Annotated in this window: 14 protein-coding genes; 2 read left to right on the top strand and 12 right to left on the bottom strand. The window is 69.8% G+C overall.

The genetic code is table 11. The features are described from left to right. Nucleotides 1-6: 6 nt before the first annotated feature. From rarD to ACE3TE_RS01140, 12 genes are all read right to left on the bottom strand, one after another. A complete protein-coding gene (rarD, locus tag ACE3TE_RS01195) occupies nucleotides 7-966 on the bottom strand; it encodes an EamA family transporter RarD (protein ID WP_374601428.1) in 960 nt (319 codons plus the stop codon). Nucleotides 967-1,033: 67 nt separating this feature from the next. Next, on the bottom strand, nucleotides 1,034-2,215 hold the full coding sequence (locus ACE3TE_RS01190) for an ABC transporter permease (protein ID WP_374601426.1): 1,182 nt from the start codon (nucleotides 2,213-2,215) through the stop codon (nucleotides 1,034-1,036). Nucleotides 2,216-2,227: 12 nt separating this feature from the next. Beyond that, nucleotides 2,228-3,388, bottom strand: a complete 1,161-nt coding sequence (locus ACE3TE_RS01185) for an ABC transporter permease (RefSeq protein ID WP_374601425.1) — start codon at nucleotides 3,386-3,388, stop codon at nucleotides 2,228-2,230. 10 nt (nucleotides 3,389-3,398) lie between these two features. Further along, on the bottom strand, nucleotides 3,399-4,091 hold the full coding sequence (locus ACE3TE_RS01180; protein WP_374601423.1) for an ABC transporter ATP-binding protein: 693 nt from the start codon (nucleotides 4,089-4,091) through the stop codon (nucleotides 3,399-3,401). Between the two features lie 54 nt (nucleotides 4,092-4,145). Then, on the bottom strand, nucleotides 4,146-5,384 hold the full coding sequence (locus tag ACE3TE_RS01175) for an efflux RND transporter periplasmic adaptor subunit (protein WP_374601421.1): 1,239 nt from the start codon (nucleotides 5,382-5,384) through the stop codon (nucleotides 4,146-4,148). 105 nt (nucleotides 5,385-5,489) lie between these two features. After that, complete coding sequence (locus ACE3TE_RS01170; RefSeq protein WP_374601419.1) at nucleotides 5,490-6,884, bottom strand: M17 family metallopeptidase; 1,395 nt, start codon at nucleotides 6,882-6,884, stop codon at nucleotides 5,490-5,492. Further along, nucleotides 6,881-7,594: an HAD family hydrolase gene (locus ACE3TE_RS01165; protein ID WP_374601417.1), complete on the bottom strand. Its 714-nt coding sequence runs from the start codon at nucleotides 7,592-7,594 to the stop codon at nucleotides 6,881-6,883. The genes ACE3TE_RS01170 and ACE3TE_RS01165 overlap by 4 nt, the downstream gene beginning before the upstream one ends. A 48-nt stretch (nucleotides 7,595-7,642) precedes the next feature. Then, nucleotides 7,643-8,758 carry an AI-2E family transporter gene (locus ACE3TE_RS01160; protein WP_374601415.1) on the bottom strand — a complete coding sequence of 372 codons (1,116 nt, stop codon included), beginning with the start codon at nucleotides 8,756-8,758 and terminating at the stop codon, nucleotides 7,643-7,645. Further along, nucleotides 8,745-9,221 carry a hypothetical protein gene (locus ACE3TE_RS01155; protein ID WP_374601413.1) on the bottom strand — a complete coding sequence of 159 codons (477 nt, stop codon included), beginning with the start codon at nucleotides 9,219-9,221 and terminating at the stop codon, nucleotides 8,745-8,747. Before ACE3TE_RS01155 ends, ACE3TE_RS01160 begins: the two co-directional genes overlap by 14 nt. Beyond that, on the bottom strand, nucleotides 9,218-9,667 hold the full coding sequence (locus ACE3TE_RS01150; protein ID WP_374601411.1) for a hypothetical protein: 450 nt from the start codon (nucleotides 9,665-9,667) through the stop codon (nucleotides 9,218-9,220). Before ACE3TE_RS01150 ends, ACE3TE_RS01155 begins: the two co-directional genes overlap by 4 nt. 9 nt (nucleotides 9,668-9,676) lie before the next feature. Further along, nucleotides 9,677-9,964: a hypothetical protein gene (locus tag ACE3TE_RS01145; RefSeq protein ID WP_374601409.1), complete on the bottom strand. Its 288-nt coding sequence runs from the start codon at nucleotides 9,962-9,964 to the stop codon at nucleotides 9,677-9,679. 59 nt (nucleotides 9,965-10,023) lie between these two features. Continuing rightward, on the bottom strand, nucleotides 10,024-11,487 hold the full coding sequence (locus ACE3TE_RS01140) for a Do family serine endopeptidase (RefSeq protein ID WP_374601478.1): 1,464 nt from the start codon (nucleotides 11,485-11,487) through the stop codon (nucleotides 10,024-10,026). A 530-nt stretch (nucleotides 11,488-12,017) separates the two neighbouring features. Between ACE3TE_RS01140 and ACE3TE_RS01135 the strand changes: the two genes are divergently transcribed. Beyond that, nucleotides 12,018-14,168, top strand: coding sequence for an adenosylcobalamin-dependent ribonucleoside-diphosphate reductase (locus ACE3TE_RS01135; protein ID WP_374601407.1), 2,151 nt, complete (start codon nucleotides 12,018-12,020; stop codon nucleotides 14,166-14,168). 50 nt (nucleotides 14,169-14,218) lie between these two features. Next, entirely contained in the window at nucleotides 14,219-14,857 is a 639-nt protein-coding gene (locus ACE3TE_RS01130) for a hypothetical protein (RefSeq protein ID WP_374601405.1), read from the top strand. The last annotated feature ends 51 nt before the right edge of the window (nucleotides 14,858-14,908 follow it).

The following is a 14,908-nucleotide window of genomic DNA, read 5'->3' as shown; positions in this document are numbered from 1 at the left end:
AAAAAACTATTTTGGTGGCGCAGCGCCATCCGCGACCGGCACCTCTTCGGCGCAGTGTTCCTGCGCGGCACGGGCGGGCTGGCGGCGGGCGCGGCGCCAGCCGTCGGCGGCGTAGATGGCCAGGGCGATCCAGATGCAGCCGAAGCCGATTGCCTGGTTGCCGGTGAAGGCCTCGCCCAGCAGCAGCACGCCCGCCAGCAGCTGCAGGGTCGGCGCGATGTACTGCAGGATGCCCACCAGCGAATACGGGATGCGCCGCGCGCCGTAGGCGAAGCCGATCAGCGGCAGCGCGGTAAGCGCGCCGCCGATGACCAGCAGCACGTCGCTGCCCACGTTGCCGTCGAGGAAGGCGGCCGTGCCCCGCCACTGCGCAAACCCCAGCCAGGCCAGCGCCGGCAGCAGCAGGATCAGGCTCTCGATCGCCAGGCCCGGGATCGCATCGACCTGGGCCACTTTGCGGATCAGGCCGTAGAAGGCGAAGCTGAAGGCCAGCGCCAGCGCCACCCAGGGCGGATCGCCGTGCTGGAAGGCCAGCCACAGCACGCCGACCGCGGCGACCGACACGGCCGTCCACTGCGCCGGATTCAGCCGTTCGCGCAGCACCAGCACGCCGATCAGCACGTTCACCAGCGGGTTGATGAAATAACCCAGGCTGGCCTCGACCACGCGGCCGTGCGTCACCGCCCAGATGTAGACGCCCCAGTTGAAGCTGATCAGCAGGCTCGACAGCACCAGCAGCCGGCCCACGCCCGGGCGCGCAAGCGCCTCGCCCAGCCAGCGCCGGCCCTCGCGCAGCACCAGGTAGCCGACCACGAACACCGCGCACCAGATGATCCGGTGGGCAATGATCTGCATCGAGGGCACGTGCTTGAGCAGGATCCAGTACAGCGGGAACACGCCCCACAGCACGTAGGAGGCGATGGCGGCCGACAGGCCCTTGCGGTCGATGGCGGGAGTGGGGGTCACGGCGGCTCCGGGCTGGGGCGGGGATTATCCGCCCAAGCGCCGGTCCGTGGCTGCAACGGTGTGGTGACTATTGCGTGCGCAGCGCCGTGGTCACCGGCAGGCGGGCGGCCCGCACGGCCGGCAGCAGGCCGCCGATGAAGCCGATCAGCACCGCCACCAGCAGGCCGGCCAGCACGAGCTCCAGGCTGACCTGGAACGCGAACACCACCTGGGTGAAGCTCTGGCCCAGCGTCGACACCGACAGGTTGTCGAACAGCGCCCAGGCGATGAAGGCGCCGGCCAGGCCGCCCAGGAAGGCCAGCACCACGGCCTCGATCATCACCGACACCAGCACCGGGAAACCGCCGAAGCCGATCGCGCGCAGCGTGGCGATCTCGCGGCTGCGCGTGGCCACCGCTGCGTACATGGTGTTGAGCGCGGCGAAGATCGCGCCCAGGCCCATGATCAGCGTCACCACGCCGGCCAGCACGCTGACCATGGCGCGGAACTGGCCGGTCTGGGCGCTGTAGTAGGCCTGTTCCTGCAGCACTTCGACGGTCAGGCGCTTGTCCGCCGACAGGGCCTGGTCCAGCACCGCCAGCGATTCGGGGGACTCCAGGCCGACGCGCACGCCGCTGACGCTGTTGCCGCGGTTGAAGGACGACTGCGCGGTGCCGAGGTCCGCCCACATCTCGCTGTCGTTGGCGTCGCCGGCCTCGAAGATGCCGACCACCGTCCAGTCCGAACCGCGCATGCGCAGCACGTCGCCCACGGCCACGCCGGCGAACTGCCGGGCGACGCCGGCGCCGACCAGGATCTCGCGCAGGCCGGGTTCGAACATCCGGCCCTCGGTGATCTGCAGCTGCGGCCGCAGTTCGAACGAGGCCGGCTCGACGCCGCGCAGGGTCACGTTCGAGCCGTTGATCGTCTCGCCCTTCTTGAACAGCTCGGTGATGACGATGATCTCGCCGGCCGCCAGCGGCCGGCCGTCCTTGCCCTTGCGGATGCCGGGGCCGAGCTTGATCAGCTCGGCGCTGTCGCCGCCGAAGCCGGAGTTGAGCTCGGCGCCGGAGCCGCCGCGCAGGATGATGGCGTTGTCGGTGCGGCCGGCGTCCTTGAGCGTGGCCTGGAAACCCTGGGCCATCGCCAGCAGCGCGGTGAACACGGCGACGACGCCGGCCAGGCCGATGACGATGACCAGCGAGGGGCCCCAGCGCTGCGGGATCGACCGCAGGTTCAGGCCGGTGATGGCGATGATCTGGCTAAGCATGGTCAAGCCTCCTCAGCGCCCGGCCAGGGCATCGACGATCTTCAGGCGGCGCGCACGCAGCGCCGGCAACAGTCCCACCACCAGCGAAAGCACGACGATGGCGACGATGCCGGCCAGCCAGACGCGCCCGTCCACCGCGATCGGCAGCATCGGACCCGCGGCCCGGGCGACCACGGCGCCCAGCGCCGTCGCCAGGCCCAGCCCGACCAGTCCGCCGATCGCGCACAGCGCCAGCGTCTCGGCGAGCACGAAGCCCAGCACGCTGTTGTCGGAAAAGCCCAGGGTCTTGAGCACCGCGAACTGCGGCACCCGTTCGCGCACGCTCTGGGCCATGGTGTTGCCGACCACCAGCAGCAGGGTGAAGAACACCGCGAACAGGATCCAGCGCACGATCATGCCGATGTCGCCGAGCTGCTTGACGAAGCCGACGTTGAAGTCCTTCTCGGTCTGGGTCTTGGTTTCGTCCGAGGAGTTCTCGTAGCGCTGGTCCACCAGCGTGGCGATCGATTCGGCCATGTCCGGGTCCTCGAGCCGCAGCACGAAGATGCCGGCCATGCCGCCGCCGAACATCGCCGCTTCGGCGAAGTAGGCGTGGTTGATGTAGAGGCTGCCCGAGGTCTGCCGGCGCCACTCCTCGTCCTTGCCGTCGAAGATGCCGACCAGTTCGAACTCCCAGTCCTTGGAGTTGTTCTTCTGCGGGAAGATGTTGGACTTGAGCGGGATGCGGTCGCCGACCTTCCAGCCGTACTGCTCGGCCAGCAGCTTGCCGGCGATCATGCCGGTGCGGGTGTCGCGGAAGGCGTTCCAGTGCTCCTCGGGCATCACCCATTCCGGGTAGACATCGTGCAGGCGCTCGGGGTCCACCGCGAAGGCGAAGATCTGCGGGTTGTCCTGGTACACGCCGCCGAACCACTGCTGGTACATCACCCGCTGCACGCCGGGGATGGCGTCCATCTCGGGCACCATGCGCATCGGCAGCGACTGCGTGAACGACACCCGCGACTGGGTCACCAGGCGGGTTGCGCCGACGAAATCGGCGCCGGCGCTGAACACCAGGTTGAGCGACTGCAGCAGGCCGAACAGCATGAAGGCCATCACCACCGACAGCAGCGTCAGCCAGGTGCGGGTCTTGCGGTGGAACAGGTTGGCGAGCACGAAACCGGTCTTGGTCATGGCGCTGTCCTCAGTGGGCCGCGGCGTCTTCCGCCAGCAGGCCCTTGTCCAGGTGCACCGTGTGGCCGGCGAACTCGGCGGCCTTCGGGTCGTGGGTGACCATGATGATGGTCTTGCCGTGCTCGCGGTTGAGCACCTGCAGCAGGCCCAGGATCTCGTCGGCGGTCTTGCGGTCGAGGTCGCCCGTGGGTTCGTCGCAGACCAGCAGGGTCGGGTCGGTGACCAGCGCGCGGGCGATGGCCACGCGCTGTTCCTGGCCGCCGGAGAGTTCGTTGGGCTTGTGGCCGGCGCGGTCGGACAGGCCGACCAGGGTCAGGGCCACCTGCGCGCGCCTGGCGCGCTCGGCGCTGCCCATCTTCGTCAGCAGAAGCGGCAGTTCGACGTTTTTCTGGGCGCTCAGCACCGGAAGCAGGTTGTAGAACTGGAAAACGAAGCCGACGTGTTCGGCGCGCCACTTGGCCAGTTCGCCGCCGCTGAACTGGTCGATGCGCTTGCCGTCGACGCTGACGCTGCCGGCTGTGGGCGTGTCCAGGCCGCCGATCAGGTTGAGCAGGGTGGTCTTGCCCGAACCCGACGGCCCCATCAGGGCCACGAAGGCGCCGCGCGGGATGTCCAGGTCGATGCCATGGAGCACCTCGACGGTCTGCTTGCCGCGGGTGTAGTGCTTGGTCAGCTGGCGGATCTGCACCAGGGAATCAGACATGACGACCTCTCGATTTCTGTAGGAGGGGCTTCAGCCCCGAAGCTTTCGGGGCGCTTATTCCTGCACCAAGACCTTGGAACCGTCCGCCAGCTCCGCCGGCGGCGAAAGCACGACCGTTTCACCCACCGCCAGCCCGCGGCTGACGCGGCTCCGGCCGTCGAGGGCGTCGGCCACCTGCACCTCGCGCAGGCTGGCGCGCTCCTCGCGCACGACGAAGGCGACCGTGCGGCCCTCGCGCTGCACCACCGCCTCCGTCGGCACGGTGACGCCGCTCACCACCGGCGCATCGGCGCCCGCCGGCGGCGCGTCTTCCAGGAAGGACACGCGCACGCCCATGTCGGGCACCACGCGCTGATCGCGTTCGAGCAGCGCGATGCGCACCTTGATCGTGGCCTTGCTGCGATCGGCGGTGGGCACGATCGCGATCACTTCGGCCGGGATGCGCCAGTCGGGGTACGCGTTGAGCACGGCCTCGACCTTCTGCCCGGGCTTGACCCGGCCGATGGTGGCTTCGTTGACGTCCACCTGGATTTCCAGCGAGTCCATGTCCACCACGGTGCCGATGCCGGTGCGGGTGAAGCCGCCGCCGGCGGAGATCGGCGAGATCATTTCGCCCGGCTGCGCCGCCTTGACGGTGACGACGCCGGCGAAGGGCGCGCGCACGACGGTGTTGTCGACGCCGATGCGTGCCAGTGCCAGCGATTGCTCGGCGACGCGGATGTTGCTGCGCGCGGACTCGACCTGGGCGGCCAGGGCATCGTGTTCGCCCTGGGCCTGGTCGAGCGCGGCGGCGGCGACCAGCTTCTGCGCGGCCAGGTCGCGGGTGCGCGCCAGCGTCTGCCTTGCCAGCTTCAGCTGCGCATCGGCGCGGCTGGCATCGTTGCGGGCCGCGGCCAGGCGCGCCTGCGCCAGGTCCTGCTGGGCCTGGGCGTCGGTGGCCTCGAGCCGCGCCATGATTTCGCCGGCTTCGACCACCTGGCCTTCTTCGATCAGCACCTCGTCGACCTTGCCGGTGATTTTCGAGGACACCGTGGCGATGCGGCGGGCGGTGACGTAGCCGCTGGCGTCGAGCACCGACGCGCCGGCCGCGGCGGCCTGGGTCGTTTGCGCCTCGGCGATGGCAACACGCACCGGCACCGGCTCCTCGCGCAGCAGCCCGAAGGCCACGACGCAGCCGACCAGCACCACCGCGCCGCCCACCCAGGGCCAGGGATTGCGCCCGCGCGTCGGACGGGACGCGGGTTTGCCGCGCTCGATGCGCAGTTCGTTGATCAGGTCGGACGAAGCGGGCATGGCAGGTCGTTTCCGGAGACTGGCGGGCAGTGTACCCGCCGCCCCGTGGCGACCAAGGTGCCGGAAGTTAGGTTTTGCGGGTGACGCTTGTCATCCGCGGCCGGATCAGCCGCCGAAACGCCGGCGCAGCAGCCCCCACGCCGCGCGCAGGCCCTGGGCTTCACCGCCCGCGGGTTTGCCGGGGCGGTTGTTGTCGTTCCAGGCGTAGACGTCGACGTGCGTCCAGGCCTGGCCTTCGGGCACGAAGCGTTCGAGGTACAGCGCCGCGGTGATGCTGCCGGCCATGCGCGTGGCGCCGGAGTTGGCCAGGTCGGCGATGTTGGACTTGAGGTAATGCAGGTAGGGCCGCCACAGCGGCATGCGCCAAAGCGGATCGCGCGCGGCTTCGCCGGCGGCCAGGTAATCGGCGGCGATCGCGTCGTCGTTGGCGTACAGCGCCGGCAGGTCCGGGCCCAGCGCGATGCGCGCGGCGCCGGTGAGCGTGGCGAAATCCATCAGCAGCGCCGGTTTGCCTTCGGCGGCGTAGGTGAGCGCGTCGCACAGCACCAGCCGGCCTTCGGCGTCGGTGTTGTCCACTTCCACGCTCAGGCCCTGGCGCGTGGCCAGCACTTCGCCGGGGCGGAAGGCGTTGGGGCCGATGGCGTTCTCGACCGCAGGCACCAGCAGCTGCAGGAACACCGGCAGCTTGCGCGCCATCACCAGCTTGGCCAGGCCCAGGGCGTGGGCGGCGCCGCCCATGTCCTTCTTCATGTTGCGCATGCCGTCGGCGCCCTTGATGTCCAGGCCGCCGGTGTCGAAGCACACGCCCTTGCCGACGATGGCCAAGCGCGGGTGGGCCGGGTCGCCCCAGGTCAGTTCGACCAGGCGCGGCGCGCGGTGGCTGGCGCGGCCAACGGCGTGGATGGCCGGGAAGTTCTGGTCGGTGAGCGCGTCGCCGACGACGCTGCGCAGTTCGCCGCCGTGGGCGCGGGCCAGGTCGGCCGCCGCGGCTTCTAGTTCGGCCGGGCCCATGTGCTCGGTCGGCGTGTTCACCAGGTCGCGCACCAGGCCAGCGGCCTCGACCTGGGCCAGCGCCTCGGCCACGGCCTCGCCGTCGGCGGGCAGCACCAGGCGGGCGGGTTCGCGGGTGGGCTTGAGGTAGCGGCCGAACTGGTAGCTGCCCAGGCCCCAGCCCAGCACGGCCAGCGCCGGGTCGATCGCCTGCGGGGCTTCGTCGGCCAGCCGGTAGGCGCCCGGCGGCAGCATCTGCGGCAGGTGCGCCAGCGCCAGCGGATCGGCGGCATCGGCCACGCAGGCCAGGGCGAACGCGGGCTGGCCGTCGGCGCCGGGCACCAGCAGCGGCGCGCCGGGCTGGCCACTGAAGTCGTTCGCCTTCAGCCAGGCCTGCACCGGTGCCGGCTGGGCGTCGCGCCACGCCGCCAGGCCGTCGCGCCGCACCAGCAGCAGCGACAGGGCGCCGTCGGCGGTCTCGGGGCGGTCGAAGCAGGCGGGCAGGTTCATCGTGGCTCCGGGGCGTCGGGGTGGGATTCAAGCCAGTCGGCGAGACCGGCTAGCGTAGCGAATTCAAGGTCGGGCCGGGCCAGCCCCTGGGGCCAAGAATCTTTCTTGCGGTTGATCCAGCAGCTGCGCATCCCGGCCCGGCGGGCACCCACCACGTCCAGCAGCGGGTCGTCGCCGATGTGCAGGACCTGGCCCGGTTCTTCGCCCAGCCGTTCGCAGGTGGCCAGGAAGATCGGGGTGTCGGGTTTGGCGTGGCCCTGGTCGCGGGCGCTGATGTAGCAATGGAAGTGCGCCTCGATGCCGATGCGCGCCAGGTCGGCATTGCCGTTGGTCAGCGCGGCCACCGGCCAGCGCGCCGCAAGCCGGGCCAGCGCGGCCAGGGCGTCGGGATAGAACTCGACCTGGTTGCGGCTGGCGAAGAAGGCCTCGAAGGCCTCGTCGGCGCGCGCCACGTCGTCGCCCGAGCGTTCCAGCGCCCGCTGCAGCGAAATCATCCGCTGCTGCGTGAAATCGTGCACCAGGTGCGGGTGTTCGGCAGCCACCTCCTCGCGCAGCCGGCGCATGCGGTGCACCGGGAAGCGGTTGGCCGTGCGCGGGCAGTGCTCGCGCAGGTAGTCGTCGAGCGCGCGTTCGGCGCGTTCGATCGAGGGCCAGATCGGCCAGAGGGTGTCGTCGAGGTCGAGGCTGAGCGCCCGGGGCAGCGTTTCCACCGGGTGATGATAGCGCGGGGCCGCGACAGCGCCCCGTGAACCCGGGGCTTATTCGAGCAGCTGCGACCAGGCCTTCCAGTCCTCGACATGGTCGGCGACGATCTTCAGGCACACCAGCATCGGCACCGCCACCAGCAGGCCGGGTACGCCCCACAGCCAGCCCCAGAGCATCAGCCACAGGATGATCGCCAGCGGATTGATGCGCATCGTGCGGCCCAGCACCATCGGCGTCAGCAGCTGGCTTTCCAGGGCATTGAAGGCCATGAAGCCGACGGCCGGCAGCATCGCCGCGCCCAGGGTGTCGAACTGCGACAGGCCCACGAGCGACAGCAGCAGGACCATCACCAGCGGGCCGACGATCGGCGTCAGGTTCAGGCCGGCGGCCAGCACGCCCCAGAGCAAGGGGTCGGGCACGCCCAGCCACCACAGCCAGGCCATGGTGGCCAGGCCCAGCACCGAGCTGGTGCCGCTGATCGTGAGCATGTAGCGCGAGAGGTCGGACTGGATCTTCTGGACGATGCCGGCGGTGAGTTTCTTCTGGGCGCGGGTCGGTCGCAGGGCGAGCAGCTTGCGCAGCACGTCGTCGCCGAACACCAGGAAGCTGAAGGTCAGCAGGATCACCGCCAGCACCGGACCAACCACGCCCGGAATGGCCTCGATCAGGTCGGGCTGCGGCGGCTGCACCACCACGGCCTCGCTGGGCGCGCCCGGCTCCTTGGTCAGGCTGCCCAGGGATTCGCGGGCGCGGCTGGCCTGGTTGAAGGGTTCGACCATCTGCCGCAGCTTGGGCGCCGCGTCGCGCATCACGAAGGGCACCTTGCGCACCCAGTCGGCGGCGGGTGTCGCCAGGAAGGTGCCCACGGCGCCGATGCCGCCCAGCAGTGCCGCCACCAGCAGCACCGCCGACACCGCGCGCGGCAGCCAGCGCAGCGGTGCCCGGCGCATCAGCGGTGCCAGCAGCAGGGCGAAGAAACCCGCCAGAACGATCGGCAGGATCAGGCTGCTGGCCAGGTAGCAGGTGTAGAGCAGCGCCGCGGTGACCAGCAGCCACAGCGGCCGGGCCTGGGCGCGGCGGCGGACCGGTTCGGTTACGGGCGCGGGCGCCGCGTCGACCGGCGCGTCGGTCGCGGCGGCCCTGGTGGTGCCGCGCCTACGCCTTGCCACGATGCACCCTCGCAACTTTCGCCGCGGCGGCGGCGGCAGCGGCTTCCCGCGCGGCGGCGTCGGCGGCTTCCACCGCGGCGTCGGCCTCTTCGTCGGCGTCCGCCGCGGCTTCGGCGGCCACGTCGTCCTCGTCGAGGTCCTCGGCGACGTCCTCTTCCTCGGCCGCATGCAGGCCCGCGGCGGCGGTGATGCCCGCCAGCAGCCCCGGCAGCACCGCCTCGAGCACCATCGAAAACACCGGACCGCCCAGCACCTTGCCGGCCAGCGACTGGTGCGCGCCCTTGGGCTCCTTCAGGCCGACCGCGAAGCCCAGGGCCGCGCCGGACACCAGGATGCGCGTGGGCGTGGCGCTGCGGTGCAGTTCCTGGCGCAGGTGTTCGCGCGAGTCGCTGATCTGCATGCGCCGCTCGACGCAGTGCGTTTCGGCCTCGTGCACCGCGACCAGGCGGTCGCGCAGCTTCATGGTGCGGCCTCGTCGCGGGCCGGCGGCGGCTCCGACGGCAGGCCCTTGAGGCCCAGCTTGAACTGCCGGCGGGTCGCTTCGAAGTCGAGGTGGCGGATGAGCCGGCGCGCCCGGAAAGCGGCGATCGCGCCGATCAGGACGCTGATCACCAGCGGCACGGCGATCGCCACGCTCCACGACGCACCGGCGTTGCGGATGGCGGCCACGATCAGGGCCGTCAGCAGCCCCCAGGTGGTGGTCACCATCACCGTGGCCAGCATCAGCAGCACCATGGCCTGCACCAGGGCGTCGCGGGCCAGCCCGAACTCCGCCAGGAACAGACGCTGCAGCGAATGCAGCGTGCCGAAGTAGGCGCCGGCCGTGTCGCGCGCGGCGGTGAGCACCGCCTGGGCGTCGTCGCCGAGCCTGCCTGCGCCTTCGCCGGCGCGCGGATCCGCGTCGGTCATGGCGGGGCGTTACCTGCGGCGCGTCAGCGCGGCGATCAGGTAACCGGCGGCGAAGGCCACGCCGAAGGACGCCAGCGGCTTGCTGCGGATCAGGTCTTCGGCCTGGTTGAGCATGCCGCGGCCCTGTTCCATCAGGCCCTCGAGCTGCTCGTTGAGTTCGGCGCGGGCTTCCGCGGCCGCGGCTGCGCCGGCCTCGAGGGCTTCGTCCACGCCGGACTTGAGCGCGTCGCGCGCTTCGCCAAGATTCTCCTTGGCCTGGTCGATGTGGCGGGCGCTGGTTTGCTGCGAAGGACTCATGGGGGACTCCTCTTGGGCGATGTGTTCACCTTACACCGGTTGCCGGTGGCGGCGCGGTTTCATTCCATGCGCAGGAAGCCGGTGCGGCCGCCGCGGCGCACGTCCAGCTGCAGCGCCCGCGGCGGGTCCTGCATGCGGTCGCGGAAGGCCTGCAGGTCGTCCACGCGGCGCTGGTTCACGCCGAGGATGTAGTCGCCGGGGCGCAGGCCGCTGCGGGCGGCGCGGCTGCCGGCCTCGACCTCGCTGGCGACCACGCCGTACCAGCCGCGCTGGCGGAAACGTTCGGGCAGTTCGGCCAGGGTGGCGCCGGCGAGTCGCGGATCGATGTCGGCGCCGTCGATCTCGGTGGTGCGGGCCTTGAGCACGGCCTGCACGTTCATGCGGCGGTCCTCGCGCAGCAGGTCCAGCCGCACCTGCTCGTCGACCGGCAGCAGGCCTTCGAGGTTGCGCAGGGCCTGAGCGCTGTCGACGCGGGTGCCGTTGGCGGCCACCACCAGGTCGCCCGGGCGCACGCCGGCGGCTTCGGCGGGGCTGCCGCGGTAGACGCGCGTGACCACGGCGCCGCGCTGGTTGGCCGGCAAGCCAAGCTGTTCGGCCAGGCGCGGGTTGAGGTCTTCGCTGTCCAGGCCGAGGCTGCCGCGGCGCACTTCGCCATAGGCCAGCAGCTGGCGCTTGACCTCGTCGGCGAGGTTGGCGGGGATGGCGAAACCCAGGCCGATGTTGCCGGCGGCGCTGCCGCGCGGGTTGAAGCTGGCGGTGTTGATGCCGACCAGTTCGCCGCGCAGGTTGACCAGCGCGCCGCCGGAGTTGCCGGGGTTGATCGAGGCATCGGTCTGGATGAAGTTCTGGTAGCCCAGGCCCTGCAGGCCGCTGCGGCCCACCGCCGAGACGATGCCGCTGGTGACGGTCTGGCCCAGGCCGAAGGGATTGCCGACTGCCACCACGAAGTCGCCGACCCGCAGGCCGCTGGAGTCGGCCAGCGCGATGGCCACCAGCTCTTCGGCGGGGATGCGGATGACCGCGACGTCGGTGTCCGGGTCCGAGCCGATGAACTCGGCTTCGAAGGTGCGGCCGTCGGCCAGCGTGACCGACACTTCGTCGGCGTTTTCGATCACGTGGTGGTTGGTCAGCACCAGGCCGCGTTCGGCGTCGACGATCACGCCCGAGCCCAGCGACTGCTGGCGGCGCTGCTGGGGCATGCCCGGCATGCCGAACAGTTCGGCCAGCGGGTTGCGCACGCGCACGACCTGGCGGCTGTAGATGTTCACCACCGCCGGCGTCACCTGCTCGAGCATCGGCGCCAGCGAGGGCAGGGCCACGCCGTCCACTTCCACCGGCAGGGCGGCGTGGGCCGCGCGCGGCAGGGCCAGTTCGGCGGCCCGCGCCAGGGCCTTGTCGCCGCGGCTGGGCGGGGCAGGGGCGGTGGCCGGGTCGGGCGCGGCCGGCTGGGCCAGCCAGTGGGCGGCCCCGGCCCCGGCAAGGGCGGCGATGAGCAGGGCGGCGACGGTGGGCAAACGCATCAGGGGGGTCTCCGGGGCGGGGTCGGCAGCCCGCGATTGATACCAGAATGCGTCCGAACGGCGGCTGGACAAGGGGTGTCGCCGGGCTTTCGCGGAGCCCGGCCGGGCCCTGGCCGGGCCCCGCGACCGGCCCGGGCGGGGCGCATCAACGTGGACCGGGAAAATATCAGGACAGCCGCAGGTGCAAGGTGGAAATGGTTGATGGAACAGGAATTTCCCGCCCGGTTCCGGATGCGCGCGGGCGGTTGACAGCCCCTCCGAGCAGGGGTAGTTTTGCCTACCGTTGCCACTACATCTTGTGGTGGGCAGCGGGGGGCGGCCCCAAGGCCTTGGGTTCAAGGCAGGGGTCAGCGAGCAAGCACGACGCGAAGGCGAGACGGCATGCGGAAACCGGAACGGACATCACGCAAGCCACGGGGCCAGTCCCCGCGGGCGGGTGGGTCTTCCCCGGGATTCCGGGCCGGCTGGACCCGATAAGAACGCAGACAAAAGGCGCCCTCCCCGAGGGGCGCCCCGGGAGGAAGAAAGGACTTATGAGCACGGTTCGCCTGGAGGCGGTAAAGAGCAAAGCGGCGCAGGACATCGAGATGCAGCCGGCGTCCCAGGACATCTGGGACAAGAAGTACCGCCTCAAGACCAAGCGTGGCGAACCGGTGGACGCCACCATCGACCACACCTACCAGCGCGTGGCCCGGGCCCTGTCCGAAGCCGAGCCGACGGCCGAAAAGCGCAAATACTGGTACGAACGCTTCCTCTGGGCGCTGCGCCGCGGGGCGATCCCGGCCGGCCGCATCACGTCCAATGCCGGCGCGCTCGAGCACAAGCCGGCCACCAGCACGATCAACTGCACCGTGTCGGGCACCATCACCGACTCGATGGACGACATCCTGGGCAAGGTCCACGAGGCCGGCCTGACGCTCAAGGCCGGCTGCGGCATCGGCTACGAGTTCTCGACGCTGCGCCCGCGCGGCGCCTACGTGTCCGGCGCCGGCGCCTATACCTCGGGCCCGCTGTCGTTCATGGATATCTACGACAAGATGTGTTTCACCGTCTCGTCGGCCGGTGGCCGCCGCGGCGCCCAGATGGGCACCTTCGACGTGGCCCACCCGGACGTGAAGGAATTCATCGGCGCCAAGCGCGAGGACGGCCGCCTGCGCCAGTTCAACCTCTCGCTGCTGGTCACCGACGAGTTCATCCAGGCCGTCGAGGCCGACTCCGACTGGCCGCTGGTGTTCCCGGTGAACGTCAAGGAAGCCGGCGACGTCGACGTCAACGACCCGAAGCAGGTGGTCTGGCGCGACTGGCCGCACTCCGAGAATTACGTGACCCGCGAAGACGGCATGGTGGCCTGCAAGATCTACGGCCACATCCGCGCCCAGCAGCTGTGGAACCGCATCATGGCGTCCACGTATGACTTCGCCGAGCCGGGTTTCATCCTGATCGACCGCGTCAACGAGATGAACAACAACTGGTGGTGCGAGACCATCCGCGCCACCAACCCCTGCGGCGAACAGCCGCTGCCGCCCTACGGCGCCTGCCTGCTGGGTTCGGTGAACCTCACCAAGTTCGTGCGCGACCCGTTCACCGACAAGGCCAGCTTCGACTGGGACGAGTACCGGGAAGTCGTGCGCGTGTTCACCCGGATGCTCGACAACGTGGTCGAGGTCAACGGCCTGCCGCTGGAACAGCAGCGCAAGGAAATCATGCGCAAGCGCCGCCACGGCATGGGCTTCCTGGGCCTGGGCAGCACCGTCACCATGCTGCGCATGAAGTACGGCGAGCCCGATTCGGTGAAGTTCACCGAGGAAGTGAGCCGTGAAATGGCGTTGGCCGGCTGGGAAGTCGCGCTTTCGCTGGCGAAGGAAAAGGGCCCGGCGCCGATCATGGACGAGGACTTCACCGTCACCGCCGAGATGCTGCGCAAGCGCCCGGAAATGAAGAAGGACGGCTGGAAGATCGGCCAGGCCATCAAGGGTCGCCAGCTGCACGCGCTTTATTCGCGCTACATGCAGCGCGTGTCCGAGGTGGCGCCCGAACTGGTGAAGGACCTCGCCGAAACCGGCGCGCGCTTCACCCACCACAGCTCGATCGCGCCGACCGGCACGATCTCGCTGTCGCTGGCCAACAACGCCTCCAACGGCATCGAGCCCAGCTTTGCCCACCACTACAGCCGCAACGTGATCCGCGAAGGCAAGAAGTCCAAGGAGAAGGTCGAGGTCTTCAGCTTCGAGCTGCTGGCCTACCGCACCCTGGTCAATGCCGAGGCGATGCCGTTCAGCGACGACGAAAAGACCCGCCTGCCGGACTACTTCGTCTCGGCCGACGACATCACGCCCAAGGCGCACGTGGACATCCAGGCGGCGTCGCAGAAGTGGATCGACTCCTCCATTTCCAAGACCGCCAACGTCCCGACCGACTACCCGTACGAAGACTTCAAGGACATCTACCTTTACGCCCACAAGCAGGGCCTGAAGGGCTGCACCACCTTCCGGTTCAACCCGGCCGCCTTCCAGGGCGTGCTGGTGAAGGAAGCCGACCTGGAGAACACCACCTACCGCTTCGAACTCGAGGACGGCACCGTCGTCGAGGCCAGGGGCAACGAGGAAATCGAATACGACGGCGAGCTGCATACCGCGGCCAACTTGTTCGATGCCCTCAAAGAAGGGTATTACGGCAAGTTCTGAGGCAAACCCCGCGGCGCCCCGCCGTGGTTTTCGTAGACGAGGAGAGCGGTATGAGTAATGGCAACGGTGTCACGGCGGCCCTGTCCAGTGCCGCTGGAAGCGTCAGCGACAAAGCGCACGAAATCGGCGACGCCATCGCCCACAAGGCCGAGGCTGCGATGAAGGCGGCGAAGAAGAAGGCCGCGCCGGTCATCAAGAAGGCCAAGGCGCAGGTGAAGAAGGCCGAGAAGTCCGACGCCGGCAAGGCGGTCAAGAAGGCCGTCAAGGGCGCGAAGAAGAAGGTCGACGCCGCGGTGAAGGCGGTCGAGGCCAAGGTTGGAGGCAAGAAGGCGGCGCCCAAAAAGAAGGCGGCCCCGAAGAAGAAGGCTGCGGCCAGGAAGGCTGCGCCGAAGAAGAAGGCCGCCGCGAAGAAGACCACGGCCAAGCGCAAGGTCGCCGGCAAGAAGGTGGCCGCGAAGAAGAAGGCCGTCGCGAAGAAGACGACCACCAAGCGCAAGGTCGCCGGCAAGAAGGTGGCCGTGAAGAAGAAGGCCGCCGCGAAGAAGACGACGGCCAAGCGCAAGGTCGCGGCGAAGAAGGTCGCCGTGAAGAAGAAGGCAGTGGCCAAGAAGACCACCGCCAAGCGCAAGGTCGCCGCGAAGAAGGCGGCCCGCAAGAAGACGGCCCGAAAGGTTGCCAGGAAGCGCTAAAGCCTAGCGGCTGTCCCGATTGTCGTACCCCGTCCCCCCGCCGCCCGGCGG

Source organism: Arenimonas sp., from assembly GCF_041919775.1.
Lineage (GTDB): Bacteria > Pseudomonadota > Gammaproteobacteria > Xanthomonadales > Xanthomonadaceae > Arenimonas.
This window is presented reverse-complemented; position numbering and strand designations above follow the sequence as displayed.